The sequence below is a fragment of the Zobellella denitrificans genome (genome assembly GCF_002407485.1).
GTDB lineage: Bacteria > Pseudomonadota > Gammaproteobacteria > Enterobacterales > Aeromonadaceae > Oceanimonas > Oceanimonas denitrificans.
Map to the genome: position 1 here is coordinate 2,255,287 of NZ_CP012621.1, position 24,300 is coordinate 2,279,586.

Below are 24,300 nucleotides of genomic sequence, written 5' to 3' on the forward strand. Positions count from 1 at the left end.
CTTGCCCGGTCACCAGAATGGATCCGAACGCTGCCCGCTTCAGCCGGAGCAGCCGCCTTCAACCATGCACAGGGGAGCGAGCAAGATGTCCGAATACGGCGCCACGGTAAGCTGGGAGCGGGGCGATCAGCCCTTCGTCGACAATCAATACAGCCGGGGCCACTGGTGGCAGTTCGACGGCGGCGCCCGGGTGCCGGCCTCTTCCTCGCCCCAGGTGGTGCCCCTGCCCTGTTCGGTGGCGGCCAACGTGGATCCGGAAGAGGCCTTTGTCGCCGCCCTCTCAAGCTGCCATATGCTGTTCTTCCTCGCCCTCGCCGCCAAGCGGGGCCTGGTGGTCGACGCCTACACCGACGAGGCGGTGGGGCTGATGGAAAAGGGCCCAGACGGCAGGGTCGCCATGACCCGGGTGACCCTGAGGCCCAAAGTGCTCTTTGCCGGCGAGCACCGGCCCGACCGGCAAACACTGGAGCAGTTGCATCACCAATCCCACCAACTGTGCTTTATTGCCAACTCGGTCAAGAGCGAGGTGGTGACCGAAATCCGGGAATAAGCGTGCCCGGCGGTTGCCGATTGCGCCCATCGTCCGTTCTTATCAAGGGGAATCATGTCGTTACTGTCCATCGCACCCATTACCGAGGCCGCCTGGCCACAGATACTGGCGCTCCAGGCCGAGTGCTACCAGGAGGTGGAACCCGAAAGTGAAGCGGTGCTGCGCAGCAAATGGCGCGCCTCCCCCGCCACCTGCCTGCAATGCCGGGACCGGGGCGGCGCCCTGCTCGGCTACCTGCTGAGCCATCCCTGGCCCCACGCCGGGCTGCCGGCCCTGCATCGGGAATACGAGATAGCGGGCCCCTGTGACCGGCTGTACCTGCATGACCTGGCGGTCAGCCCCCGGGCCCATGGCCTGGGGGTGGGCAAGGGGCTGGTGGCGGCGCTGCTCGACCGCGCCCGGGCACAAGGGTGCGCACGCATCAGCCTGGTCTCGGTGCAGGGCTCCGAAGGCTTCTGGGCCCGCTTCGGCTTCCGGCCCCTGCGCAATGCCGACCTCTGCGCCAGCTACGGCGACGCCCCCAGGGCCATGGAGCTGGAACTGTAGCGCACCCTATGGTTCAAGGTTGAGGCAAGGGCCAGATTGGGGCGCAGGAGGGCCTTGTCAGTAATCAAACCCCGGCTGGGCCTTGATGCCGGCCTCGAAGGCGTGCTTGACCGGCTGCACTTCGCTCACCGTGTCCGCCAGCTCGATAAGGGCGCGGTGGCAGGCGCGGCCGGTGATCACCACATGCTGGTGGGCGGGGCGGTGCTTCAGCGCGCTCAGCACCCGTTCCAGATCCAGGTAGTGGTAGCTCAGCATGTAGGTCAGCTCGTCCAGCAGCACCAGATCGATGGCCGGATCGGCCAGCAGCCGCTCGGCGTCGGCCCAGGTCTGCTCGGCGGCGGCGATGTCCTGCTCCTTGTTCTGGGTTTCCCAGGTGAAGCCGGTGCGCATCACGAAGAAGGGCACCCCCGCCGGCTCCAGCAGGTTGCGCTCGCCGCACTCCCAGGCCCCCTTGATAAACTGCACCACCGCCGCCCGCTTGCCGTGGCCCACCGCCCGCGCCACGGTGCCGAAGCCGGCGGTGCTCTTGCCCTTGCCGTTGCCGGTCAGCACCAGCAGCACGCCCCGCTCCTCGGTGGCGGCGGCTATTTTGGCGTCCACCTTTTCCTTCAGCCGCTGCTGGCGTTCCCGGTGGCGCCGGGCCTTGGTCTGCTCACGGTCGTCTTGTTCACTCATGTCATTATCCTTGTTGTATCGAAGCCAGTAGCAGCTCCAGGTTGAGGTGTTGTTCCAGGGTATCCGCCAGCCGCTCCAGGCTCCGCTCGCGCAGGGCGTCCCAGTCCGGGGCCTGCCGGCCGCTCTGGATCCCGGCCCAGGCCAGCAGCCGGTCGCAGGCCTCCGGGTGGTCGAACAGGCCGTGCAGATAGGTGCCGAGCACCTGGCCATCGTCCGACAGCAGGCCGTCCGCCGCCGAGCCCCCCTCGGCGCTGACCAGTTCGAAGGGCCGCTCGCCCGGCGCCAGCAGCCGGCTTTCGCCGCAGTGGATCTCATAGCCCCGCAGCTGGGCCCGGCCGCCCGCCAGCTGCAGGGTGCCGGTGACGTTGCGCAACTGCTTGTGATCTTTTAACTCGGTCTCCAGCGGCAGATAACCCAGGCCCCGGCTTTCGCCGGCCTCGCCTTCGAGGCCCAGCGGATCCCTTATCCGCTGGCCCAGCATCTGGTAGCCGCCGCAGATGCCGAGCACCTTGCCGCCGTAGCGCAGGTGGCGCGCCAGGGCCTGGTCCCAGCCCTGGCGGCGCAGCCAGGCCAGATCGGCGCGCACCGCCTTGCTGCCGGGCAATATGATGAGATCCGCCGGCGGCAGCCGGCCGGGCTCTTCGTTGCTGTGCACCAGGGTCAGCTCCACCCCCGGATGCGCCCGCAGGGGCTCGAGGTCGGTGTGGTTGCTGATGCGCGGTGGCACCAAGGCCAGCACCCGCAGCGGCTCGGACTCAAGGCTCTGGCTGGCGGTGCGCATGATGGCGTCTTCGGCGTCCAGCCGCAGCTCTGTGAGATAGGGCAACACCCCCAGCACCGGCTTGCCGGTGAGCCGCTCCAGCATGGTCAGGCCGTCCTGCAGCAGGCGGAGATCGCCGCGAAAGCGGTTGATCACAAAACCCTTGATGCGCGCGCGCTCGGATTCGCTCAGCAGCGCCAGGGTGCCCACCAGCTGGGCGAAGACCCCGCCCTTGTCGATGTCCGCCACCAGTATCACCGGGCAGTCCACCTCCTCGGCAAAGCCCATGTTGGCGATATCGCCCTGGCGCAGGTTGATCTCCGCCGGGCTGCCCGCCCCTTCCACCAGCACCAGTTGGTGCTGGGTGCACAGCCGCCGGTAGGAATCGAGGATGGCGGCGAAGAGCCGCGCCTTGTTCTTGTTGAGGCTGTCGGGGCCGAACAGCTCGCTCGCTTCCACCGAGGACAGCGCCCGCCCCTGCAGTATCACCTGGGCGCGGGTGTCGCTCTCGGGCTTGAGCAGCAAGGGATTGAAGTCGATTTGCGGCGCCAGCAAACAGGCCGCCGCCTGCAGCGCCTGGGAGCGGCCGATTTCGCCGCCGTCGACGGTAACGGCGCTGTTCAGCGCCATGTTCTGGGGCTTGAACGGTGCCACCCTGATGCCGCGGCGGGCGAACAGCCGGCCCAGCCCCGCCACCAATGTGGTCTTGCCCGCGTCCGAGGCGGTGCCCTGTACCATCAGGGTCAGGGCCCGGCCGTCCGGCCCGGGAGGGAGAGAGAAAGGGTCCGGCATGGGAGTTTTCCTTGAATGATAAAGCGTCATTGGCGCGCCAGGGCCCCGCCCAGGGGCAGAGGCCCTGCTCGGCCTCGGCTCCCTGCTGCGGTTCGGTTGAGCCCGGGATTGTACCGGCGCAAGCGGCGGACAGGCAAACCCCGGGCTATTCGTCCACTACCATGGCGAAGCCGCCGTAGATCAGCCGCTTGCCGTCGAAGGGCATGGGATTGACCTCGGGGCTGAGTCGCGGGTCTTCCATCACCCGGGCCATGCCCTGGTCACGCACCTCGCGGGAGGGCCAGATAATCCAGGAGAACACCACGGTTTCGTCCTCCCGGCACTTCACCGCCATGGGGAAGGAGGTCAGCTCGCCCTGGGGCACATCGTCACCCCAGCATTCCACCAGCCGCAGGGCGCCGTGCTCCCTGAACACCTCGGCGGCGGCGCGGGCATGGTGGATATAGATCTCCTTGTTGCGGGTGGGCACGGCGGCCACAAATCCGTCTACGTAATTCATCGTTCGTCTCCTTGTAGGTCCTTGGGCGGCAGCTCTCGCACCGGCCGCAGCTCTATGCTGCCCAGCCGGGCCGGAGGGATGCGGCCGGCCAGTTGCAGCGCCTGGTTAAGATCCCAGGCCTCCAGCAGGTAGAAGCCCGCCAGTTGCTCCTTGGTTTCGGCGAAGGGACCGTCCGAGATCAGCACCTCGCCGTCGCGCACCCGCACCGTGGTGGCGTTGGCCACCGGCTGCAGGGCCTGTCCGGCCACGAAGTGGCCCTGCTCGCTCAGCCGCTCCACGCAACGGATGCATTCCTGGTTGAGAGAGTGCCATGCCCGTTCGGACATGGCGTCGATCAGGCTTTCCTGGTAGTACACCAGCGCCAGGTATTTCATGATGGCCTCCCCTGGCCGCCGGCCTGCTCGCAGCTCACCATCCAGCCGATGCCGAAGCGGTCGGTCGCCATGCCGAAGCGGTGCGCCCAGAAGGTTTCGGCAAAGGGCATCTGCTCCCGGCCGCCCTCGGCCAGAGCCCGGAACACCTGCTCGGCCCGGGCCGGATCCGGAAACTCCAGGTGTATCGACACGCCCTGGGGCGGCTGGTAGCCATCGCCGCCGGCGTCGCTCGCCATCAGCAGGCGGCCGCCCAGGTTCAGCCGGGCATGGGCGATAAGTTGCTGGCAGTCGGCCGGCACCTCGGCCGCCGCCGGGGTGTCGGCATAGGGCAGCATCATCTCCAGTTGCCCGCCCAGCAGCTCCGCATAAAAGGTCATGGCCTCCCGGCAGCGGCCGTCGAACATCAGGTAGGTGGCCACGGCGGCCGGCAGTTTGGCCATCCGCTCGCCCATGGCCCTGTGCTTATCGATGGCCGCCCCCGGGGCAAAGTCTTCCAGTTGGTAGTAGGGCCGCAGCTCCAGGGTGACGTCGCCGTCGAGCCGGGGCCACTGCCGCGCCCAGGCGATCGCCTCTTCTTTGGAGGCCACCTCCAGCACCGAAAAGCCCGCCAGCAGTTCCTTGGTCTCGGCGAAGGGGCCGTCCGTTACCGTCGGCTCGCCGTCGCGAAAGGAAATACGGCAGCCTTCGCGGCTGGGCTTGAGCCCTTCGCCGGACACCAGTACCCCGGCCTGCAGCAGCCGTTCGTTGTAGTCCGCCATGGCCTGCAGCAGTTCCTCCGAGGGCATCACGCCCTGTTCGGTGGCGGCGTCGGCCTTGCGCATCAAGATGAATTTCATGGTGGTTCTCCCGTGGTGGTTCGCTTGTGGTTATCAGTAAGTCGCGCGGGCCGACGGCAAATCGACAAGGGCAGTCATTTTTTTTTTCAGTTTTTTTCGGATAACGGGTCCAGCTCCCGCAGCCGCCGGGCCAGGAAGCGGCGCTCCGGCTGCTGGCGGCACAAATCCAGGGCGCGCCGGTAGGCGGCCCGGGCGGCGGCGTGCTGCCCCGCCCGGCGATAGAGATCGGCCCGGGCCGCATGGTAGAGGTGGTACCCCTGGATGGCCTTGTGGCCGCCGAGTTCGTCCAGCAACGCCAGTCCCCGCGCCGGGGTATCGGCCATGGCCAGGGCCACCGCCCGGTTCAGGGCCACCACCGGCGAGGGCTGCAGCCGGTACAGCGCCTGGTACAGCTCGGCGATGCGCGGCCAGTCGGTATCCTGCGGGCGGGGGCTCCGGGCATGCTCGGCGGCGATGGCCGCCTGCAGGGCATAGGGCCCTGCCGGTTGCCGCCAGGCCAGCGCCAGCAGGCCGAGTCCTTCGTCTATCTGGGCTCTGTCCCACAGGCTGCGATCCTGCTCTTCCAGGGTGACCAGGTCGCCGGCGGCGTCCTGCCGGGCCTGCCTGCGGGCATCGTGCAGCAGCATCAGCGCCAGCAGGCCGAATACCTCGCCGGCAGGCAGCAGTTGCGCCAACAGCCGGGCCAGGCGGATGGCCTCGGCCGAGAGACCGGGATCCAGCACCCGCTCCCCCTGGCTGCTGGAGTACCCCTCGTTGAACATCAGGTACACCACCTTCAGCACCACCGCCAGCCGCTCGGGCAGGGCGGCGGCTTCCGGCACCTCGTAGGGAATGGCCGCCTCGCGGATCTTCTGCTTGGCCCGCACGATGCGCTGGGCCAGGGTGGCCGGTCGCTGCAACAGGGCGCTGGCCACCTGCTCGGTGGTCAGGCCGCAGACTTCGCGCAGGGTCAGGGCCAGTTGGGCTTCGGTGGCCAGGGCCGGATGGCAGCAGGTGAAGATAAGCCGCAGCAGATCGTCGTCGACGCCGGCCTCCTCGTCCGCTGGTAGCATCGCGGGCTCCTCGGCGGGCGGCCGTTGCTGCCATTGCCGGCGCCGCAACTGGTCGATGCCCTTGTGGCGGCCGGTGGCGATCAGCCAGGCCAGGGGCTGTTCGGGCCGGCCCTGCTGCGGCCATTGCTGCAGGGCGGCGGCGAAGGCCTCCTGCATGGCCTCTTCCGCCAGGTCGAAGTCGCCCAACAGGCGGATCAGGGTGGCCAACACCCGGCGGGAATGCTGGCGGTAGAGGTCGTCTAGGGTCTGACTGGCGGGCATGGGCACCTCGCAGGTTAAACACCGCTTCAGTGTAGGCCAGGGCGAGGCGGTCGGCCCGGGTGGGCGACGCTGCAACACAACGGTCATAAAACTGTCGCATTGTAATAAAACCGTCATATTCGCTCGGCATAGTGGCGCCAACTTAAGCCCGAGAGAAAGCATGATGAACCTGGAATCCACCGCCGTTCCCGGAACCGCAGACAACAGCGCCCAGTCGAGCTGGCTGTCCTGGCTGCTGGTCGCCTTTCTGATCTACATGCTGCTGGCCGCCGTAGGCGCCATCGGCGACGGCTTCAAGGCCGCCACCGGCAGCAACGCCAAGGAGCTGTTCGCCTTTGCCTCCAACCCGGTTATCGCGCTGATCATCGGCGTGCTGGCCACGGCGCTGATCCAGAGCTCCAGCACCGTCACCTCCATCATCGTCGGCATGGTCGCCGGCGGCCTGCCCATCGCCATCGCCATTCCCATGGTGATGGGCGCCAATATCGGCACCTCGCTGACCAGCACCCTGGTGAGCCTGGGCCATATCCGCAATGGCGAGGAATTCCGCCGTGCCTTTTCCGCCGCCACCGTGCACGACAGCTTCAATATCCTGGCGGTGGCCATACTGCTGCCCCTGGAGCTGCTGTTCCGCCCCCTGGCCACCGCCTCCGAATACCTGGCCGGCCTGCTGGTAAGCGACGCCAGCGTCAGCATGAGCGGCATGAACTTTATGAAGACGCTGCTGGCACCGGCGGGCAATGTGCTGAGCGGCGCCACCGGCTGGCTGCCGGGCATCTGGTCGGGCGTCGCGCTGATCCTGGTGGGTATCGGCCTGATCCTGCTGGTGGTGACCCAGATCGGCCGCATACTGCGTACCCTGATGGTAGGCCGGGCCATGAACATACTGCGTAGCGCCGTGGGTCGCGGTCCGGCGTCCGGCATGGCCTCCGGCACCCTGGTCACCGTGCTGGTGCAGTCCTCCACCACCACCACCTCGCTGATCGTGCCCCTGGCCGGCAGCGGCGTCTTCTCCCTCAAGCAGGTGTACCCCTTTATCCTGGGCAGCAATATCGGCACCACCATCACCGCCCTGCTGGCCGCCACCGCCATCACCGGCGCCTCCGCCCTGGTGGCCCTGCAAATCGCCTTGGTGCACCTGCTGTTCAACCTGCTGGCCATCGCCCTTATCTACCTGCTGCCCTTCCTGCGCCAGTTGCCGGTGCGCATGGCCGAAACCCTGGCCCACCAGGCCCAGCGCAACAAGGGCTATGTGCTGGCCTATATCGGCGGCGTCTTCTTCGCCCTGCCGCTGGCCATGGTGGGCGTCAGCCAGCTGTTCTGACCCCCTCGCCCCGGCGGGCGTAGCGCCGGGCCAGCACGGCGCACGCCATCAGCTGGATCTGGTGAAAGATCATCAGCGGCAGCAGCGCCGGGCCCAGCATGGATCCCGCGAACAGCACCTTGGCCATGGGCACGCCCGTGGCCATGCTTTTCTTGGAGCCGCCGAAGACGATGGTGATCCTGTCTTCCCGGTTAAACCCCAGCCGCCGCCCCAGCCAGGCGGTGAGCAACAGCACCAGGGCCAGCAGCAGGCAGCACACCGCCGTCAGCAGCGCCAGCCGCGCGGGCGACACCGCATTCCACAATCCCTCCACCACGGACGCGCTGAAGGCGGTGTAGACCACCAGCAGGATGGAGCCCTGATCCACCCGTGCCAACAGGGCCCGGCGACGGTCCACCCAGTGGCCGATACGGGGCCGCAACAGCTGGCCCGCCACGAAGGGCAGCAGCAATTGCAGGCTGATGGCGCCGATGGCCTCCAGGGTGGCGCCGGCCGCCCTGTCCACCTGCACCTGGAGCAACAGCCCCACCAGCACCGGCGTAAGCAGGATGCCGAGCAGGCTCGAGGCCGAGGCGCTGCACACCGCCGCCGGCACATTGCCCCCGGCCAGGGAGGTAAAGGCGATGGCCGACTGTACCGTGCCCGGCAACAGGCACAAAAACAACACGCCCAGGTAAAGCGGCTCGCCCAGCAGCGGCAGCAACACGGGCCTGAGCGCCAGCCCCAGCAGCGGAAACAGCATAAAGGTACAGCCGAACACCAGCAGGTGCAGCCGCCAGTGGGTGGCGCCATCGATAATGGCCCGGCGCGACAGCCTGGCGCCGTGCATAAAAAACAGCAGGGCGATGGCGGCGGCGGTAACCCCTTCGAAGAAGAGCGCGCCCTGACCCCGGGCCGGCAGCAGGGTGGCAGCCACCACCACCGCCAGCAACGTCAGGGTGAAATTGTCGAACAGCAATCGTAAATGACCGAGCATGGCAGGTTCCGGGTTGAGTCGATAAGGGCGACACTGTAACCTGAACTCCAACCGGAGTTTGTCGGTAAAAGCAGATGAAGTGTCTTTCAACGGACAATGCCCGCGCGTTGTTACAGCAGCTGGAACAGCTGCCAGCCCTGCCCCGCCCGGTGTTGGGCCACACAGAGTCCCTACCCAATCAGGCCATAGGTCTCCCCCATCGCCATCCCTGGGTGCAGCTTTCCTACGCGGAGCGCGGCGTGGTCACGGTGGAAACAGCCGACGCCCGCTACCTGGCGCCACCCAGCCTGGCGGTGTGGATACCGCCCGGCCTGGAGCATAGCGTGCGGCTTGGATCCAAAACCCGGATCCGCAGCCTCTATATCGCGGCCGATGCCCTACCGGCGCGGGGCTGCCAGGTACTGGACATCAGCCCCCTGTTGCGGGAGCTGATCGTCGCCTTCAGCCACTTTCCGGTGGAATACGACGACGCCGGTGCCGAGGGCCGGCTGGTACGGGTGCTGCTCGACCAGTTGGCCGCCGCCCCGAGCCGCGCCCTGCTGCTGCCCTGGCCACGGGATCCGCGGCTGCAACCCCTGTGCCGGCAACTGGCGGCGCAACCGGACTGTGCCCTGCCGCTGGGTCATTTCAGCGCGCAGCTGGGGCTGAGCGACAAGACCCTGAGCCGGGCGTTCAGGATGGATACCGGCATGAGCTTTCGCCAGTGGCGCCAGCGCTGCCGGCTGCTGGCCGCCCTGCCCCTGCTGGAGCAGGGCGAGCGCATCACCGACGTGGCCCTGGCCTGCGGTTACGACAGCCTGTCCGCCTTTATCGCCGCCTTCCGGGCGCTGCTCGGCCGCACCCCGGGCGACTATCTGCAGCAAGGCTGACGGCAGTCAGCACCGCCCGGTCCGGAGCAGCGGAGGACGAAAACCCGAATATCCGCCAGAGGGTTGGTCGGCGGCTTTTTAGCCACCACCCAACGGCAGCGCCGTGCTGTACTTGATCTGTTCCATGGCGAAGCTGGAGGTGATGTCCGACAGCCCTTCGGTGCTGGTGATCAGCTTCTTGTAGAAGCGGTCATAGGCCGCGATGTCGGCCACCACCACCCGCAGCAGATAGTCCCAGTCGCCGGACATGCGGTAGAACTCCACCACCTCCTCGAAGGCGGTCACCGTCTCGGCAAAGCGGGCCAGCCAGCGGCTGTCGTGGTGCTGGGTCTTGATCTGCACAAACACCGAAAGCCCAAGCCCCAGCCGCTCGCCGTCGAGCAGCGCCACCCGGGCGCGGATATAGCCCTCTTCCTCCAGCCGCTTGACCCGCTTCCAGCAGGGCGTGGTGGATAAATTCACCGCCTCGGCCAGATCCTTCAGCGCCAGGGTGGCGTCCTGCTGCAACAGGGCCAGGATCCGCCTGTCGAAATCATCCATTCTCTTAAACCTTCAATACAGAGAAAAATTTCCCAAAAAATAGCACCCATGACGGAAATAAGGAAAACTTATTCCCTGAAAGCGGGGATATAATTCCCGCCTACCACCACCGGGAACCCGACCATGAACCACTGGATCCGCACCGCCCTGCGCACCCTCTCCAGCGATCAGCTGCGCACCTCCGACACCCACCTCTACCGGCTGGATATCCCCGGTATCAAAGGCGTCGACATCTACCTCAAGGACGAGAGCACCCACCCCACCGGCAGCCTCAAGCACCGGCTGGCCCGCTCCCTGTTCCTGCACGCCATCTGCAGCGGTAAAATCCGTGAAGGCACCCCGGTGGTGGAAGCGTCCTCCGGCAGCACGGCGGTGTCGGAGGCCTACTTCGCCCGCTTGTTGCAACTGCCCTTCACTGCCGTGATGCCGCGCCACACCACCCGCAGCAAAATCGCCCAGGTGGAGCGGCTGGGCGGACGCTGCCATTTCGTGAGTCACGCGGGCGAGGTCTATGCCGAAGCCGAGCGGCTGGCGCGGGAGAGCGGCGGCCATTATATGGATCAGTTCACCTACGCCGAGCGGGCCACCGACTGGCGCGGCAACAACAATATCGCCGAAAGCATCTTCCGGCAGATGGCGGAAGAGCCCCACCCGGTACCCAGGGCCATCGTCATGAGCGCCGGCACCGGCGGCACCTCCGCCACCCTGGGCCGCTATATCCGCTACCTGGGGCTGGACAGCCGGCTGGTGGTGGTGGATCCGGAACATTCGGTGTTCTACGACAGTTACCGCACCGGCAACCCCGCTCTCACCAGCCAGGCCGGCGGCCGCATCGAGGGCATAGGCCGGCCGCGGGTGGAAGCCTCCTTCCTGCCCGAGGTGATCGACGAGATGATCAAGGTGCCGGACGCCGCCAGCATCGCCACCATCCACTGGCTGGAACAGATCCTCGGCCGCAAGGCCGGCGGCTCCACCGGCACCAACCTGTGGGGCGCGCTGCAACTGGCCCGGCGCATGCAGGAGGCGGGCGAGCAGGGTTCCATCGTCACCCTGATGTGCGACGGCGGCGAGCGCTACCTCGACACCTACTACCACCCCGACTGGGTCGCGGAGCATATCGGCGATATCGCCCCCTACCGGCAACAGCTGGCGGAACTGGGCTAACCCAAGCCGGAAGCTGGAAGCCGGAAGAGAATAAGGCCTGTTTCACAGGCCTTGCCGGCTAAAGCGACAGCTACAACAACATCTTGCTTACAGGTACCACACCGCCCCTCCAATTCGCATAGCTTCTAGCTTCCAGCTTCCGACTTCCAGCTTGTCCTTAAGACCAGCATGCAGGGGGTGAGCAGCAGGGTCAGCAGGGTGGCGAAGCTCAGGCCGCCGGCGATGGCGCTGGAAAGCTGGGTCCACCACTGGGTGGACGGCGCGCCCAGCCCCAGGCTGGGGGCAAGCAGGTCCACGTTCACCCCCAGTACCATGGGCATCAGCCCCAGTACCGTGGTGACGGCGGTGAGCAGCACCGGGCGCAGGCGCAGGCAGCCGGTTTCCAGCGCCGCCTCGAAGGGCGGCAGGCCCTCGGCGCGCAGCTGGTTGTAGGTGTCGATCAGTACGATATTGTTGTTCACCACTATGCCGGCCAGGGCGATGATGCCCATGCCCACCATGACGATGCCGAAGGACTGGCCGTTGAGCAAGAGCCCCATCAGCACCCCGGCGGTGGAAAAGACGATGGCCGACAGCACCAGGGCGGTCTGGTACAGGCTGTTGAACTGGGTGACCAGGATCAGCGTCATCAGGAACACCGCCACCAGGAAGGCGGTGGTGAGGAATTGGGCCGCCTCGCGCTGATCCGCGTCCTCCCCCGCCACCACCAGGCCGACCCCGGCCGGCAGCTCGATGCCGCTGCCCGCCAGGGCCGCCAAGCGTTCGTCCAGCCGGTAACCCTCGGCGATGTCCGCCTGGATGGTGATGGTGCGCCGCCCGTCCACCCGGTGCAGGGTGCCGATTTTGGGCGCCGGGCTCAGGGTCACGAAGTGGCTGAGCGGCACCTGGCCGCGCTGGGTGTTCAGGCTCAGGCGCGAGAACTGATCGAGGGAGCGCCAGCTCTGGGGCAGCCGCACCCGGATGTCCACCTCGTCGCTGGCGTCCTCGGGGCGATAGCTGGCGAGCTTCAAGCCGTTGGTCACCAGTTGCACCGCGTTGCCCACGCTCAGCACGTCGGCGCCCAGGCGGGCGGCGGCCTCCCGGTCGACCCGGATGCGCCACTCGATGCCCGGCAGGGTGCGGTTATCCTCGATGTCGGCAAAGCCGCCCAGGGCCAGCATGGCGGCACGGATCCGCTCCGTGGCCTCGCTCAGGGCGCGCTCATCGGTGCCCGACACCCGCAGCTCCACCGGCTTGCCCGCCCCCGGCCCCATCTGCTGCTCGCGAAACTCCAGCACCACGCCGGGAATGTCCCGGGTCAGCCCGGTCATGGTCTCCTTGATGGCGCTGGCCGGGCGGCGCCGGTGCCAGTCGGTAAACTGGAACTGCAGCACCCCGATCACATCGGTGCCCATCTGGTTGTCTGGCATGGCGAAGCTGCGGGCATAGAGCGCCTTCACCTCGGTCAGCCCCTGCAGGCGGCGCTCCACCTCGCGCAGTATGGCGTCCTTCTCGTATACCGACAGATCGCCCCGGGCGCGCACCTGCAACTGGGCGCTGTCCGGCTCGATATCGGGGAAGAACTCCACCCCGTGGTTGAAGCGGGCGTAGGCGGCGTAGATCAGCCCTATGATGGCCAGGGTGCCGGCCAGGGTCAGCCCGGGCCGGCGCAGCAGCCGGCTCAGCACGGCCCGGTACAATTCGAGCCCGGGCACGGTCACCGGCTGGGTATAGCGGGGCCGGTGCCGGCTCACGCCGCCCATGGTGGGCAGGAACACCAGCGCCATGGCCAGGGAGGCCAGCAGGCAGATGATAACGGTGGCGGGCAGGTACTTCATGAACTCCCCCACCACCCCGGGCCAGAACAGCAACGGCACGAACACCGCCAGGGTGGTGGCGGTGGAGGCGATCACCGGCCAGCTCATGCGGTGGGCGGCGTTCACCCAGGCCTGGGCGGGAGTCTGGCCGTCGTGCAGGTTGCGGTCGGCCAGCTCCGACACCACTATGGCGCCGTCCACCAGCATGCCGGCCACCAGGATCAGCGAGAACAGCACTATGATGTTCATGGTGAAGCCGATGGCCCAGATCACCAGGATGCCGGCGAGAAAGGCGCCGGGGATGGTCAGTCCCACCATCACCGCCGAGCGCAGGCCCATGGTGGCGACGATCAGGATAAGCACCAACACCACGGCGGTGAGCACGTTGTTGAGCAGGTCCGACAGCATGGTTTCTATCTGGATCGACTGATCCATGATGTAGTGGACCTCCACCCCCTCCGGCAGCAGCGGGCCGGCCTGCTCCAGCAGCGCCTTGACCTGGGCGATGGTGTTGATGATATTGGCCCCGGCGCGCTTGCTCACCTCCAGCACCACCCCGGGCTCGCCGTTGATGCGGGCGAAGCCGGCGGGATCCTTGAAGTCGCGGTGGATAACGGCCACGTCGCCGAAGGTGACCACCCGGTCGCCCTCCACCTTGATGGGCAGGCCGAGCACGTCGTCCAGGTTCTCGATCACCCCCGGTACCTTCACCGCCAGCCGGCCGGCGCCGGTGTCCAGGCTGCCGGCGGCCACCAGCCGGTTGTTGCGCGACACCAGGTTGAACAGCTGGCTGTAGTCGATGCCGTAGCTGTCGAGCACCTGGGGATCGACCAGGATTTCCAGCACGTCTTCCCGGTCGCCACCGATGTCCACTTCCAGCACCTCGGGAATGCCTTCTATCTCCTCCTTCAGGCGGCGGGCGAGGATCACCAGCTCCGCCTCGGACAAAGGCCCCGACAGCGCCACCGACAGCACCGGGAACAGCGCCACGTTGATCTCGTGCACCACCGGCTCGTCAGCCTCGTCCGGCAGCTTGCTGCGCGCCGAATCCACCTTCTCGCGCACCTCCTGCAGTGCCTGTTTGGGATCGAAGCCGGCGTCGAACTCCAGCATCACGGAGGCGTGGCCCTCGCCGGCGGTGGAGCTCATCTTCTTGATGCCCACCAGGGTGCGCAGCTCCTGCTCCATGGGCCGCACCAGCAGCCGCTCGGCGTCTTCCGGGCTGATGCCCTCAAGCCCCATGGACACGTACATCATGGGAATGGTCACGTCCGGGTTGGCTTCCTTGGGGATCGCCTGGTAGGCGCCGTAGCCGCCCAGCAGCAGGAAGACAAACGCCATCAGGGTGGCGCGGCTGCGCGCCACCGCCGCCTGGATCAGCGCCCTCATGCCGCCGGCTCCCGCTCGACCGCCCTCACCTCGTCCCCTTCCACCGCAAACCCGGCGCCCCGGGTGATGAGGCGCACCCGCGCCGGCAGGCCCTCCACCCAGGCCTGCTCGGTGTTGACGGCGAGCAGGGTCACCGGCATAAAGCGTACCCGATTGGCATCGTCCAGCGCCCGGATGCCGGGCCGGCCCTGTTCATCCAGGGCCAGCAGGGCCGGCGACAGCCGGTGTGCGGGCCGGGCCGGCAGCGCTATCCGCAGGCCGGCGCTGGCCCCGGCCACCCGCCACTGTTGCGGGTTGTCGAGCCGGGCCTCCAGGGCATAGCTGCGGGTGGCCCCGTCGGCGGCGCTGGCCACAAAGGTCAGCGTGCCCTCGAGCTCCCGGCCATCGAGCAGCACCGCCGTCACCGGCAGGCCGGGCCGCAGCTGTGCCACCTGTTGCTGGGGCACCTGGGCCGTCAGCTTGAGTGAGGCAACATCCACCAGGGTCAGCAGGGGATCTCCCGCCTGCACGAAGTCGCCCAGCTCCACCGGCAAGGTATCGATGCTGCCGGCAAAGGGCGCCGTGACGCGGGTGTGATCCAGCGCCAGCCGGGCCGCGTCCAGGGCGGCCCGGGCGGCGGCGGCGGCAGACTTGAGTGCCAGGTAGTCGGTTTCGGACACCAGGTTGTTGCGGCGCAGCCGCTCGGCCGCCGCCACTTCCGCCTGGCGCAGCGCCACCTCGGCCTCGGCCCTGGCCAGGTGGGCGCGGCGTTCGTCCTCGCTCAGGGCGAGCAGGGTCTCGCCCTCCGCCACCGCCTGGCCCAGTTGCGGCAAAGCGGTGACGGCGGCACCGACCCGGGCGCGCAGCACCACCTGGCGGTGGGGCAGCAACTGGCCCTGGAGCAGGATATGGGGCTGGTAGGACTCGGCCTCGAGCCAGGTCACCTCGACGCTGGGCCCGGCTATGGCGGCGGGTACTGGCGATTCGGGCGCCTCGGCCCGGGCCCGGTACAACTCGCCCCGCCACAGCCAGAACAACGCCAGGGCCAGCAACAGCAGCCACCAACCCCATTTCTTGTGCCGTTCAAACCACTGGCCGATATTGCCTGCCGTCATCTTGCCGATTTCCGTGCCGAATAGAGTGGATACTCAGCATAACAACTTCGCCAAGGGGACAACAGCAGGCCGGATCAAAGACGGGAGCGTCGTCCCGGACGCATGGCATCCGGAACGACAAAGACGGATGGGATCAGAGGCTGATACGGGTGCCCAGCACCTGGAGGAAGGCCGCCAGCCAGGCGGGATGGGCGGGCCAGGCCGGGGCCGTGACCAGGTTGCCGTCCACATGGGCCTGATCCACCGGGATGTCCACCCAGTCGCCGCCGGCCAGGGCGATGTCCGGCCCCACCGCCGGATAGGCGGAGCAGCCCTTGCCCTCGACCACGCCGGCGGCCACCAGCAGCTGGGCACCGTGACAGATGGCGGCGATGGGCTTGCCGGCATCCCCGAAGTGGCGCACCATCTCCAGCACCCGCGGGTTGAGGCGGATGTATTCCGGCGCCCGGCCGCCCGGCACCACCAGGGCGTCGTAATCCGCTTCGTTGATGTCGGCGAAACTGGCGTTGAGGGTAAAGTTGTGGCCCGGCTTCTCGCTGTAGGTCTGATCGCCCTCGAAGTCGTGAATGGCGGTACGGATCTGCTCGCCCGCTTTTTTGTCGGGGCAGACCGCGTCCACCCGGTGGCCCACCATCAACAGCGCCTGGAAGGGCACCATCACCTCGTAGTCTTCCACATAGTCGCCCACCAGCATCAGAATGTTCTTCGCGCTCATCGTGCTCTCCTTGAAGGATGTAAAAACCTTCTAAAGACTAGCAGAGCCGGCAGGAGGCGAGATGAAGAGTGAGTGACAAATAAAGCTGGAGCGCAGGCGGCTCGCCTGCCTTCCCGCGCAGCGGGAACCCGACCCCGTGGGCAACACCTCAACCACAGGCATAGCGCCCATGCGGGCGGGCCGCCCGCGCCCCAAGGTTATGCAGCCGCAAGGGCCCATTTCAACGGCCCTCCAAATCAAAAAGCCCCGCCGGAGCGGGGCTTTGGACTCAGTCGAGCTGGCTGCGCAGCCAGTCCAGCACCGGGCCGTAATTGGCGGGCAGCAGGGGTTCGAGCCGATCCAGGGCCGAACGGGTCTCGGCTTGGCTGTCGAGGCAGAAGTTGATGTGGCCCACCTTGCGGCCGGGGCGCACTTCCTTGCCGTACCAGTACAGCTCGGCGCCGTCCACCGCCAGCCAGCCGTTGTCCCGCTCGGTGCCCACCAGGTTGACCATGACGCTCAGGTTCTTCACCCGCGGCTTGACCAGGGGCAGGCCGGCCACGGCGCGCAGGTGCGCCTCGAACTGGCTGACGCTGGCGCCGGCCTGGGTCCAGTGACCGCTGTTGTGCACCCGGGGCGCGAGCTCGTTGATCAGCAGGTGATCGCCGACCCGGAAGCATTCCATGGCCATCACGCCCACGTAGTCCAGGTCGTTCATCAGCTTGCCCAGCATGCCCTCGGCCTCGGCCTGCAGGTGGCTCAGCCGCGCCAGGGGCGACACCGAGCCCAGCAGGATGCCGTTGACATGCAGGTTGAGGGTGAGCGGATAGAAATGGCACTGGCCGTCGTCGCCGCGCATGCCGACGATGGACACTTCCTCGTCGAAGTCGATGGCCTGCTCGGCGATGGCCTGGGTGTGCCAGTCATCGGGAATGGCGTCCCGGCCCGGCTCGCGCAGCCAGTGCTGGCCGCGGCCGTCGTAGCCGCCGGTGCGGCGCTTGAGCAGCACCCGCTCGCCCAGGGCCTGGTGCAGCCCTTCGGCGGTGGTGTCCGCTTCCACCAGGCGCCAGGGCGCGGTGGCCAGCTCCAGCTTGTCGATAAGCGACTTCTGGGTGAAGCGGTCCGCCAGTATGGGGAAGGTGTTCAGGTTGACGAAACCCGGGTGCGCCGCCAGCTGGCGGGTGGCGGCGGTATCCGGCCACTGTTCGCGCTCGGCGGTCACCTGCTCATGCAGCTGCAGCGGAAAGGTCTCTTCCGATTCGATGTCCACCGGGCACACTTCGAGGTCGAGGGGCATGCCCGCGTGCTTCAGCATCTGGCCGAGCTGGCCGGCACCCAGAACCCAGATACGGCTCATGCTTCCTCCCGCGGATCCGGCTGGCTCAGCACCGCCTCGGTCTGCTCGGTGCGGAAAGCCTCCAGCCGTTCGGCCAGGGCGGCGTCGTTGTTGGCCAGGATCTGGCAAGCCATCAGGCCGGCGTTGAAGGCGCCGGCGGCGCCGATGGCCAGGGTGCCCACGGCGATGCCCTTGGGCATCTGCACTATGGACAACAGGCTGTCGAGCCCGCTCAGGGCCTTGCTCTGCACCGGCACGCCCAGCACCGGCAGGCGGGTCTTGGCCGCCACCATGCCCGGCAGGTGGGCGGCGCCGCCGGCACCGGCGATGATCACCTCATAGCCACGGGCCACGGCCTGCTCGCCGAATTCCATCAGCTTGTCGGGGGTGCGGTGGGCCGACACCACTTCCACGGTATAGGCGACCTGCAGCTTGTCCATGATCTCCGCAGCGCCCTGCATGGTGGGCCAATCGCTCTTGGAACCCATGATGACGGCGACTTTTGCTTGCATGACTACTCCTGTTCAACAACGTTCTGAATGGGGGTGGATCCGGGGGAGCGCGGATTATAACACCAAACCGGGCTGCTGCAGCCTTATAACGACGGTCGAACCTGAGCAAAAAAACGGCAAACGGCAGGCCCCCGTGAGTTTTATCACTGTCTTGCGCCGCCCAATCCCTTAGGCTTACGGATCAGAGCACGGCATCCCGGCCACGATACGGAGACAACCAACCAGATGAGCAGGAAAAAGCGGGTCATCGGCACCCTGATCGCCGGCCTGATGCTGGCCGCCGGCCTGGCCTCGCCCCTGCATGCGCAAGAGTGCCGCCGCCTCAGCGCCAGCGGCAACGCGGAATACCCCCCCTACCTGTGGCGGGACTCGGCCCAGCCCGGCCGGCTGACCGGCGCGATCGGCTATCTGCTGGAGGATCTGGCCGAGCTGGCCGGCGTCGAGATCAGCCTGATCGACAGCGGTCCCTGGGGCCGCACCCAGGAGGAAGTGGCCGCCGGCCGGGTGGACATGATTGCCGGCGCCTTTCTTACCCAGGCCCGCAGCGAATGGATGGATTATCTCCATCCCGCCCTGGCGCACACCCGCACCGCCATCTGGACCCGCAAGGACAGCGGCTTCGAATTCAGCCAATGGCACGACTTGATCCCCCAGGCGGGGGTGACGGTCATCTACAACAGCTTCGGCCAGGAGTTTGACCTCTTCGCCCGGGAACACCTGAACATAGAGCAGGTCGGCAGCCTGGAGCAGGGCATGATGATGGTCTCCCAGGGGCGGGCCGACTACCTGATCTACGAAGACCTCCCGGGCAAGGCCTATGCCGAGATGCTGGGCATCGACAACCTCAGTCCCCTGCCCCGGGGCGTGACCCACCAGCCCCTGTACCTGACCTTTTCCAAGGCCTCTGCCTGCAACAGTGAGGCCCTGAAAGCCAGGCTGTCGGCCGCCATAGAGCAGCTGGCCCAGGCCGGAAAGATGGCGCAGCACCTGGAGCGGGCCGCCGCCGAATGGCAGCGGCAGTCGGCGCACTAGGACCACCCCGTGCCGCCCCATCGCTACCGCTCGCTGACCCACGCCTTCCTGCTGCGGGTGATCCCGGTGCTGCTTATGGTCACGCTGGCGGTGACGGCGCTTTTTTCCTGGCATGAGCTCCGCCAGGAAAAAGAGCGTGAACGGGACTTCACCCGGCACCGCACCGACAACCTGGCCCGGCTGCTGGCCGAGCCGGTGTGGCAGCTCTCCCACTCGGTCACCGAGAATATCCTGCGCGCCACCCTCGACGAAAAGGATATCCACTGCGTGGAGCTGATCCACGGCTCCGGCGTGGTGGTACAGACCCCTCCGGTCCGGCTCGGCAAGTGCGACAACGCCGCCGCCGAAGGCTATACCCGCTTCAGCAGCCCGGTTGTTTACGCCTCCCCCCAGGGGATGCGGCATATCGCCGAGGTGTCGCTGTACCAGTTGGATACCGATCGAAGCCTGAAACGCACCCTGCTCGACAGTGCCCAGGGCCTGCTGGTGCTGCTGGTGCTGCTGTTCGCCACCCTGGTGGTGGCCACCACCCTGATCTTCCGCTGGACCATACTGCGCCCGCTCCATCAGGTGTCCGAGTCCTTGCGCCAATACCGTTCAACCGGGCAGCGCGTGCCGGTCGACTGGTCGTCCAACGATGAGCTGGGCCAGCTTATCCATGAGTACAACAGGACCAGCGCCCTGCAAGTTCGTACCGAACAGGCCCTGTCGGAAGCCAAGGACGAGGCCGAGCAGGCGTTGGCCAACCTCAAGGATGCCCAGAACCTGTTGATCCAGTCGGAAAAACTGGCCGCCCTCGGCAGCCTGGTGGCCGGCATTGCCCACGAGATCAACACCCCCATCGGCAACAGCCTGACGGTGCTCAGTGCCCTGACCCTGAAGCAGCAGGAAATGGCCGCCGCCATTGCCGCCGGCAACCTGAAGCGCTCGGCCCTGGACGCCTTTATGGCCGAGTTGCAGGAGGGGCTGCACATCGCCGAGTCCAGCCTGGCCATGGCGATACGCCAGATCGGCAGCTTCAAGCAGGTGGCGGTGGATCAGGCCAGCATGCAGCACCGCCGCTTCGATTTGAAAGAGGTGATCGACGAAGTGGTGTACACCTTCAGGCCCAGGACCAAAAAGCCCGACTATCATATTGAGGTAACGGTGCCCCCGGGCATCGTCATGGACAGCTACCCCGGCCCCATCGGCCAGATCATCGTCAACGCCATCGGCAATGCCCTCGTGCACGGCTTCGAGGGCCGGGACAGCGGCCGTATCCGGATAGACGCCCGCCAGGAAGGCGACCAGGTCGCCGTTTCGGTCACCGATGACGGCCAGGGCATGGACCCGGTGAGCCTCGGCAAGGCATTCGACCCCTTCTACACCACCAAGATGGGACAGGGGGGCTCCGGCCTCGGCCTGCATATCGTATTCAATCTGGTAAAAAACGTGCTCAAGGGCTCCGTGGTTCTGGAGCGCGCTTTGCCAACCGGAACCACGCTGCGCTTTACCATTCCACAACACCTGCAGCAGGAACATTAACGGGACAAGACCAGGATGCCACCAGGACAGGACCACGACATCTTTGAATTTGCTCCGGAGGAGCCGGATACCGGAGCCGGGCATGCCCCTTCGCCGGCGCCCTGGCGCATTTTGATCGTCGACGACGAGCAGCAGGTGCATGCCGCCACCCGCTTTGCCCTGTCGGGGCTTGAAGTGCTGGGCCGGCCACTGGCCTTTACCAGCGCCTACTCGGCCCGACAAGCCCGCGAGATACTGCGACACCAGCCCCGCTTCGCCTGCATCCTGCTCGACGTGGTGATGGAGTCGGAGCAGGCCGGGCTCGAGCTTATCGGCTTTATCCGGGAAGAGCTCGGCGAACGCGGCAGCCGCATCATACTGCGCACCGGCCAGCCCGGTTACGCTCCCGAGCTGAAGATAGTGCGCGACTACGACATCAACGACTACAAGCAAAAGAACGAACTGACCAGTACCCACCTGATCACCGCCGTGACCACCGCCCTGCGCGGCTATCACCAGCAGGAACAGCTCGACGCCCACCGCCAGGGGCTGGAGCACATCATCCAGGGCGCGGCCGAGCTGTTCGGTGCCCGGCAGACGGGCCGGTTTTCAGCCAGCGTCCTGCAGCAGCTCGGCCGGCTGCTGCACAGCGGGGCCCAGGGGCTGCTGTGCCGGCGGGCGGAGCAAGAGCCGAGCCGCCTGATGATAGAGGTGGCAACGGGCCCCTGGGCCCGGCACAGCGGACAAGCCCTGGACGCCCTGGACGATGCGCCACTGTGCAGGCTGGTGGAGCAGGCCTTCGTCCGGCGCCAGCCGCAGTTTTCCCCCCGCCTCGCCACCCTCTACATCCACACCCCCCAGGGCGATGAGCTGGTGTTTGCGGTGCCCACCGCCACCGAACCCGACGACGCCCTGCGCCACCTGCTGCAGCTGTTCGGGCTTTATGTGTCGGTGGGGTACGACAATGCCAGTCTGTTCGAAAAAATCGAGGATCTGGCGTTCAACGATCACCTGACCGGCGTGCTTAACCGCACCGGTTTTATGTATGCCCTGGGCAAGCAGATCACCCTGGGGCAGGACTTTGTGGTGCTGCTGGCCGACATCGACAACTTCCAGGCGGTCAACGACGGCCTGGGCCACCAGGTGGGCGACCTGACCCTGATCCGCATGGCCCGCCACCTGGAAGCCATCTTCGGCAGCCGCAGCTCCCTGGGCCGGCTCTCTTCCGATACCTTCGGCCTGATACTGCCGGCATGCCGGCCCGAGGAGATGACGGCCATCAGCCAGCGCCTGAACGACTCCCTCCGGCAGGGCTTCAGGCTGCAGGGCTACGACATTCCCGCCTCCCTGACCCTGGGGGCGGCCATGTACCCGCAGCATGGCAGCAGCGCCAAGACCCTGCTGCAGAATGCCGGCATCGCCCTCAAGAAGTGCAAGGCCGATCACCGCGGGGCCCTGGCCATCTTCGGCGAAACCCTGGAGCAGGCCCTGCACCAGCGGCTGCAGATCGCCACCCGGCTGCGTTACGCCCTGGAGCGCAACGAGCTGAGCCTGAGCTACCAGCCCCAGATCTGCCTGAGCAGCGGGCGCATCATCGGCGCCGAGGCGCTGCTGCGCTGGCATAACGAGGATCGCCTGATCCCGCCCGACACCTTTATCCCGGTGGCGGAAAGCTCCGGCAGCATAGTGCCCATCGGCGCCTGGGTGCTGGAGCAGGCCTGCCGCCAGCAGCGGGCCTGGCAGCGGGACACCGGCCAGGCCCTGCGCATGGCGGTGAACGTGTCGGTGCGCCAGCTCAAGGATCCGGGCTTTATCGACAGCCTCGACCGGATCATCGGCCAGACCGGCATGACGCCGGGCCTGCTGGAACTGGAGATCACCGAGTCCACGATGATGGAAGACCACCAGGCCCTGATTGCCACCCTGCAGGCCGTGCGCGCCCGGGGCGTGCAGGTGGCCATGGACGACTTCGGCACCGGCTATTCCTCCATGAAATACCTGCAGGAGCTGCCGATAGACCGGCTGAAGATAGACCGCAGTTTCATCGGCCACATGACCGAGAGCGAGCAGGATCTGGGGCTGGTGGAGCTGATGGTGAAGATGGGCCAGTTGCTCCGCCTCGGGGTGATTGCCGAGGGGGTGGAACACCCCCGGGAAAACGACCTGCTCAGGCAGCTGGGCTGCGACGAAGCCCAGGGCTACCTCTACCAGAAGCCCACCCACCCCGAGCATATCGCCCTGCTGCTGCGGGAGCAGGGTGAATCCCCGGGCCACCGCCTGAGCGGTCCGGCCGGGTAACGCCAAGCCGATGGACCTGCGGGGCCGGCCGGGACCGCCCTATTCCACGCAAGATCGGTGCTGGGGTTCCGCCGGCAAAACGGCGCCGGCACGCTCGTCCAGCGCAGCCTGGCAACAGGCTTCCAGCACCTGCGTGGCCAGGGCGGGATCACTCAGGGCCCTGGCCACCGCCACGCCCCCTATCATCATCACCACCGCTCTCAGCGCCGCGGCATCGGGCGCCGCGTCCGGCCGGGCGGAGACGCGGGAGGCCAGAGCGGTGAAGATGCGGGTATAACTTTCGCGCACCTGTTGGTCCCGCTGGCCGATATCGGACACCAGAAAGGCCAGCGGGCAGCTCCCGCTCTCCTGGGCGAGGTGCTCCGGGCTCAGGTAACGACGGATCAGGTCGTCCACCTTCGGCGGGTGGTGGCGGGCCATGCGCCGGGCGGCCGAAATTATCGCCTCGGCATAAAGCTCCCGCTTGGAATCGAAATGGCTGTAAAAGGCGCCGCGGGTCATGCCCGCCTCCTGCATCACCTGGTCGATGCTGACCTGATCGAACCCCTTTTCGGTGAACAGCCGCTCGGCACTGAGCAGGATCCGGTCACGGCTTTCGGCACGGCGGTCATTGGGCCAGGGCATATCATTACTCCTGTCGGGCTGGGTGGCAGCATGCTACCGCATCAGAATATGTTCTTTAACATATTTTGGGCAAGCCGCAGACTGTGCCTGTCTCATCACCCCATGGAGCAGGCTTATGGAAAACCCCGTCTACATTTTCGCGCCGACATTCAGCAGCTTTGCCCGTTCGATCATGCTCTGCTGCGAGGAAAAAGGCATTGCCTACCGCTGCGGCATGGCCCCCGAGGGCACGGAGATCGGCTTCAGGAGCCCCGAGCACCTGGCGCTTCATCCCTATGGCAAGGTGCCCGTGCTGTTTCACGAAGGCCAGACGCTGTTTGAAACCAACACCATCTGCCGCTATCTCGATGCCCGCTTCGCCGGGCCTGCCCTGCAACCCGCCGATCCCATGGCGCGGGCACGGGTGGACGAGCGTTGCGGAGAAATCGCGCTCTACATCGACCAGGCGCTGCTGCGGGAAATCGTGCTGGAGTTTGCCTTTCCCAAGGGCCCCGACGGCAGGGTGAGGCGGGATCTGGTCGAGGAAAAACTGCCGGCGGCGCGGGCGGCCCTGCGGCGGCTCGGCACGCTGCTGGGGGAGCACCCCTTTATCTGCGGCCCGCGCTACACGCTGGCGGACGCACTGCTGACCCCCATTCTGGACTATGTCGCCAACCTGCCCATCGGCAGCGAGCTGATCGGTTCAGGCGCCTTGAAACACTACCTGGAACGGATGCGGGCACGGCCTTCCGGGCAGCGGGTGTTGAACACCAAGTGACTCCTTCTCCCACCCGGAGCGGCGGCAGATCCCGCCCGGGGCGCCGG

At 66.9% G+C, this 24,300-nt stretch carries 23 protein-coding genes; 9 read left to right on the top strand and 14 right to left on the bottom strand.

The features are described from left to right. The first annotated feature begins 85 nt into the window (after positions 1-85). A complete protein-coding gene (locus AN401_RS10615; protein ID WP_096779318.1) occupies positions 86-550 on the top strand; it encodes an OsmC family protein in 465 nt (154 codons plus the stop codon). Positions 551-604: 54 nt separating this feature from the next. After that, the gene (locus AN401_RS10620; protein ID WP_096779319.1) at positions 605-1,096 is read left to right on the top strand and encodes a GNAT family N-acetyltransferase; all 492 of its coding nucleotides are present in this window, start codon (positions 605-607) and stop codon (positions 1,094-1,096) included. Positions 1,097-1,153: 57 nt separating this feature from the next. On the opposite strand, the gene cobO is transcribed toward AN401_RS10620, so the two are convergent. From cobO to AN401_RS10650, 6 genes are all read right to left on the bottom strand, one after another. Next, positions 1,154-1,771: a cob(I)yrinic acid a,c-diamide adenosyltransferase gene (gene cobO / locus AN401_RS10625; RefSeq protein WP_094040882.1), complete on the bottom strand. Its 618-nt coding sequence runs from the start codon at positions 1,769-1,771 to the stop codon at positions 1,154-1,156. 4 nt (positions 1,772-1,775) lie between these two features. After that, positions 1,776-3,323: a cobyric acid synthase gene (locus AN401_RS10630; RefSeq protein ID WP_232513285.1), complete on the bottom strand. Its 1,548-nt coding sequence runs from the start codon at positions 3,321-3,323 to the stop codon at positions 1,776-1,778. A gap of 145 nt (positions 3,324-3,468) precedes the next feature. Further along, entirely contained in the window at positions 3,469-3,822 is a 354-nt protein-coding gene (locus AN401_RS10635) for a DUF1428 domain-containing protein (RefSeq protein WP_096779320.1), read from the bottom strand. Then, positions 3,819-4,196, bottom strand: a complete 378-nt coding sequence (locus tag AN401_RS10640) for a YciI family protein (protein WP_096779321.1) — start codon at positions 4,194-4,196, stop codon at positions 3,819-3,821. The genes AN401_RS10635 and AN401_RS10640 overlap by 4 nt, the downstream gene beginning before the upstream one ends. After that, positions 4,193-5,032 (bottom strand): YciI family protein, encoded by an 840-nt coding sequence (locus AN401_RS10645; RefSeq protein WP_096779322.1) that lies wholly within the window; start codon positions 5,030-5,032, stop codon positions 4,193-4,195. The genes AN401_RS10640 and AN401_RS10645 overlap by 4 nt, the downstream gene beginning before the upstream one ends. An 86-nt stretch (positions 5,033-5,118) precedes the next feature. Continuing rightward, entirely contained in the window at positions 5,119-6,345 is a 1,227-nt protein-coding gene (locus AN401_RS10650; RefSeq protein WP_096779323.1) for an RNA polymerase sigma factor, read from the bottom strand. 163 nt (positions 6,346-6,508) lie between these two features. Between AN401_RS10650 and AN401_RS10655 the strand changes: the two genes are divergently transcribed. Beyond that, positions 6,509-7,669, top strand: coding sequence for a Na/Pi symporter (locus tag AN401_RS10655; RefSeq protein ID WP_198401901.1), 1,161 nt, complete (start codon positions 6,509-6,511; stop codon positions 7,667-7,669). Here the strand turns inward: AN401_RS10655 and AN401_RS10660 are convergent. Next, entirely contained in the window at positions 7,653-8,627 is a 975-nt protein-coding gene (locus AN401_RS10660) for a bile acid:sodium symporter family protein (RefSeq protein WP_198401902.1), read from the bottom strand. The genes AN401_RS10655 and AN401_RS10660 overlap by 17 nt on opposite strands. A gap of 92 nt (positions 8,628-8,719) precedes the next feature. Here AN401_RS10660 and AN401_RS10665 point away from each other — a divergent pair, with 92 nt between their 5' ends. Next, complete coding sequence (locus tag AN401_RS10665) at positions 8,720-9,514, top strand: AraC family transcriptional regulator (RefSeq protein ID WP_096779326.1); 795 nt, start codon at positions 8,720-8,722, stop codon at positions 9,512-9,514. A gap of 78 nt (positions 9,515-9,592) precedes the next feature. Here the strand turns inward: AN401_RS10665 and AN401_RS10670 are convergent, their stop codons facing one another. Next, positions 9,593-10,054: an Lrp/AsnC family transcriptional regulator gene (locus AN401_RS10670; RefSeq protein ID WP_096779327.1), complete on the bottom strand. Its 462-nt coding sequence runs from the start codon at positions 10,052-10,054 to the stop codon at positions 9,593-9,595. A 123-nt stretch (positions 10,055-10,177) separates the two neighbouring features. Between AN401_RS10670 and AN401_RS10675 the strand changes: the two genes are divergently transcribed. Beyond that, positions 10,178-11,218 carry a PLP-dependent cysteine synthase family protein gene (locus AN401_RS10675; protein ID WP_096779328.1) on the top strand — a complete coding sequence of 347 codons (1,041 nt, stop codon included), beginning with the start codon at positions 10,178-10,180 and terminating at the stop codon, positions 11,216-11,218. A gap of 125 nt (positions 11,219-11,343) precedes the next feature. Here AN401_RS10675 and AN401_RS10680 read toward each other — a convergent pair whose 3' ends face one another. The 5 genes from AN401_RS10680 to purE all read right to left on the bottom strand — a co-directional run bounded on the left by AN401_RS10680 (position 11,344) and on the right by purE (position 18,039). Then, positions 11,344-14,403 carry an efflux RND transporter permease subunit gene (locus tag AN401_RS10680; protein ID WP_096779329.1) on the bottom strand — a complete coding sequence of 1,020 codons (3,060 nt, stop codon included), beginning with the start codon at positions 14,401-14,403 and terminating at the stop codon, positions 11,344-11,346. Next, positions 14,400-15,497, bottom strand: a complete 1,098-nt coding sequence (locus tag AN401_RS10685) for an efflux RND transporter periplasmic adaptor subunit (protein ID WP_096779330.1) — start codon at positions 15,495-15,497, stop codon at positions 14,400-14,402. Before AN401_RS10685 ends, AN401_RS10680 begins: the two co-directional genes overlap by 4 nt. Positions 15,498-15,630: 133 nt before the next feature. After that, complete coding sequence (locus AN401_RS10690; protein ID WP_094040770.1) at positions 15,631-16,212, bottom strand: DJ-1/PfpI family protein; 582 nt, start codon at positions 16,210-16,212, stop codon at positions 15,631-15,633. 268 nt (positions 16,213-16,480) lie between these two features. Further along, positions 16,481-17,548 carry a 5-(carboxyamino)imidazole ribonucleotide synthase gene (purK, locus tag AN401_RS10695; RefSeq protein ID WP_096779331.1) on the bottom strand — a complete coding sequence of 356 codons (1,068 nt, stop codon included), beginning with the start codon at positions 17,546-17,548 and terminating at the stop codon, positions 16,481-16,483. Further along, a complete protein-coding gene (purE, locus tag AN401_RS10700) occupies positions 17,545-18,039 on the bottom strand; it encodes a 5-(carboxyamino)imidazole ribonucleotide mutase (RefSeq protein WP_094040768.1) in 495 nt (164 codons plus the stop codon). The genes purK and purE overlap by 4 nt, the downstream gene beginning before the upstream one ends. A gap of 225 nt (positions 18,040-18,264) precedes the next feature. On the opposite strand from purE, the gene AN401_RS10705 reads away from it, so the two are divergent. The 3 genes from AN401_RS10705 to AN401_RS10715 are packed head-to-tail and all read left to right on the top strand — an operon-like array spanning position 18,265 to position 22,872. Further along, positions 18,265-19,071, top strand: a complete 807-nt coding sequence (locus AN401_RS10705) for a substrate-binding periplasmic protein (protein ID WP_096779332.1) — start codon at positions 18,265-18,267, stop codon at positions 19,069-19,071. 9 nt (positions 19,072-19,080) lie between these two features. Further along, complete coding sequence (locus tag AN401_RS10710; protein ID WP_096779333.1) at positions 19,081-20,595, top strand: sensor histidine kinase; 1,515 nt, start codon at positions 19,081-19,083, stop codon at positions 20,593-20,595. Between the two features lie 15 nt (positions 20,596-20,610). After that, the gene (locus AN401_RS10715) at positions 20,611-22,872 is read left to right on the top strand and encodes a putative bifunctional diguanylate cyclase/phosphodiesterase (RefSeq protein ID WP_096779334.1); all 2,262 of its coding nucleotides are present in this window, start codon (positions 20,611-20,613) and stop codon (positions 22,870-22,872) included. A 39-nt stretch (positions 22,873-22,911) separates the two neighbouring features. Here the strand turns inward: AN401_RS10715 and AN401_RS10720 are convergent, their stop codons facing one another. Further along, complete coding sequence (locus tag AN401_RS10720; RefSeq protein WP_096779335.1) at positions 22,912-23,496, bottom strand: TetR/AcrR family transcriptional regulator; 585 nt, start codon at positions 23,494-23,496, stop codon at positions 22,912-22,914. A 115-nt stretch (positions 23,497-23,611) separates the two neighbouring features. On the opposite strand from AN401_RS10720, the gene AN401_RS10725 reads away from it, so the two are divergent. Next, positions 23,612-24,253: a glutathione S-transferase family protein gene (locus AN401_RS10725; protein WP_094040763.1), complete on the top strand. Its 642-nt coding sequence runs from the start codon at positions 23,612-23,614 to the stop codon at positions 24,251-24,253. The last annotated feature ends 47 nt before the right edge of the window (positions 24,254-24,300 follow it).

What these genes read in the sequence shown, in the direction of transcription:
- AN401_RS10640 (WP_096779321.1), bottom strand. Translation starts at nt 4,196, where the DNA reads ATGAAATACCTGGCGCTGGTGTACTACCAGGAAAGCCTGATCGACGCC.
- AN401_RS10655 (WP_198401901.1), top strand. Translation starts at nt 6,509, where the DNA reads ATGAACCTGGAATCCACCGCCGTTCCCGGAACCGCAGACAACAGCGCC.
- cobO (WP_094040882.1), bottom strand. Translation starts at nt 1,771, where the DNA reads ATGAGTGAACAAGACGACCGTGAGCAGACCAAGGCCCGGCGCCACCGG.
- AN401_RS10705 (WP_096779332.1), top strand. Translation starts at nt 18,265, where the DNA reads ATGAGCAGGAAAAAGCGGGTCATCGGCACCCTGATCGCCGGCCTGATG.
- AN401_RS10690 (WP_094040770.1), bottom strand. Translation starts at nt 16,212, where the DNA reads ATGAGCGCGAAGAACATTCTGATGCTGGTGGGCGACTATGTGGAAGAC.
- purE (WP_094040768.1), bottom strand. Translation starts at nt 18,039, where the DNA reads ATGCAAGCAAAAGTCGCCGTCATCATGGGTTCCAAGAGCGATTGGCCC.
- purK (WP_096779331.1), bottom strand. Translation starts at nt 17,548, where the DNA reads ATGAGCCGTATCTGGGTTCTGGGTGCCGGCCAGCTCGGCCAGATGCTG.
- AN401_RS10720 (WP_096779335.1), bottom strand. Translation starts at nt 23,496, where the DNA reads ATGCCCTGGCCCAATGACCGCCGTGCCGAAAGCCGTGACCGGATCCTG.
- AN401_RS10645 (WP_096779322.1), bottom strand. Translation starts at nt 5,032, where the DNA reads ATGAAATTCATCTTGATGCGCAAGGCCGACGCCGCCACCGAACAGGGC.
- AN401_RS10665 (WP_096779326.1), top strand. Translation starts at nt 8,720, where the DNA reads ATGAAGTGTCTTTCAACGGACAATGCCCGCGCGTTGTTACAGCAGCTG.
- AN401_RS10635 (WP_096779320.1), bottom strand. Translation starts at nt 3,822, where the DNA reads ATGAATTACGTAGACGGATTTGTGGCCGCCGTGCCCACCCGCAACAAG.
- AN401_RS10725 (WP_094040763.1), top strand. Translation starts at nt 23,612, where the DNA reads ATGGAAAACCCCGTCTACATTTTCGCGCCGACATTCAGCAGCTTTGCC.
- AN401_RS10615 (WP_096779318.1), top strand. Translation starts at nt 86, where the DNA reads ATGTCCGAATACGGCGCCACGGTAAGCTGGGAGCGGGGCGATCAGCCC.
- AN401_RS10715 (WP_096779334.1), top strand. Translation starts at nt 20,611, where the DNA reads ATGCCACCAGGACAGGACCACGACATCTTTGAATTTGCTCCGGAGGAG.
- AN401_RS10620 (WP_096779319.1), top strand. Translation starts at nt 605, where the DNA reads ATGTCGTTACTGTCCATCGCACCCATTACCGAGGCCGCCTGGCCACAG.
- AN401_RS10650 (WP_096779323.1), bottom strand. Translation starts at nt 6,345, where the DNA reads ATGCCCGCCAGTCAGACCCTAGACGACCTCTACCGCCAGCATTCCCGC.
- AN401_RS10680 (WP_096779329.1), bottom strand. Translation starts at nt 14,403, where the DNA reads ATGAGGGCGCTGATCCAGGCGGCGGTGGCGCGCAGCCGCGCCACCCTG.
- AN401_RS10670 (WP_096779327.1), bottom strand. Translation starts at nt 10,054, where the DNA reads ATGGATGATTTCGACAGGCGGATCCTGGCCCTGTTGCAGCAGGACGCC.
- AN401_RS10675 (WP_096779328.1), top strand. Translation starts at nt 10,178, where the DNA reads ATGAACCACTGGATCCGCACCGCCCTGCGCACCCTCTCCAGCGATCAG.
- AN401_RS10685 (WP_096779330.1), bottom strand. Translation starts at nt 15,497, where the DNA reads ATGACGGCAGGCAATATCGGCCAGTGGTTTGAACGGCACAAGAAATGG.
- AN401_RS10630 (WP_232513285.1), bottom strand. Translation starts at nt 3,323, where the DNA reads ATGCCGGACCCTTTCTCTCTCCCTCCCGGGCCGGACGGCCGGGCCCTG.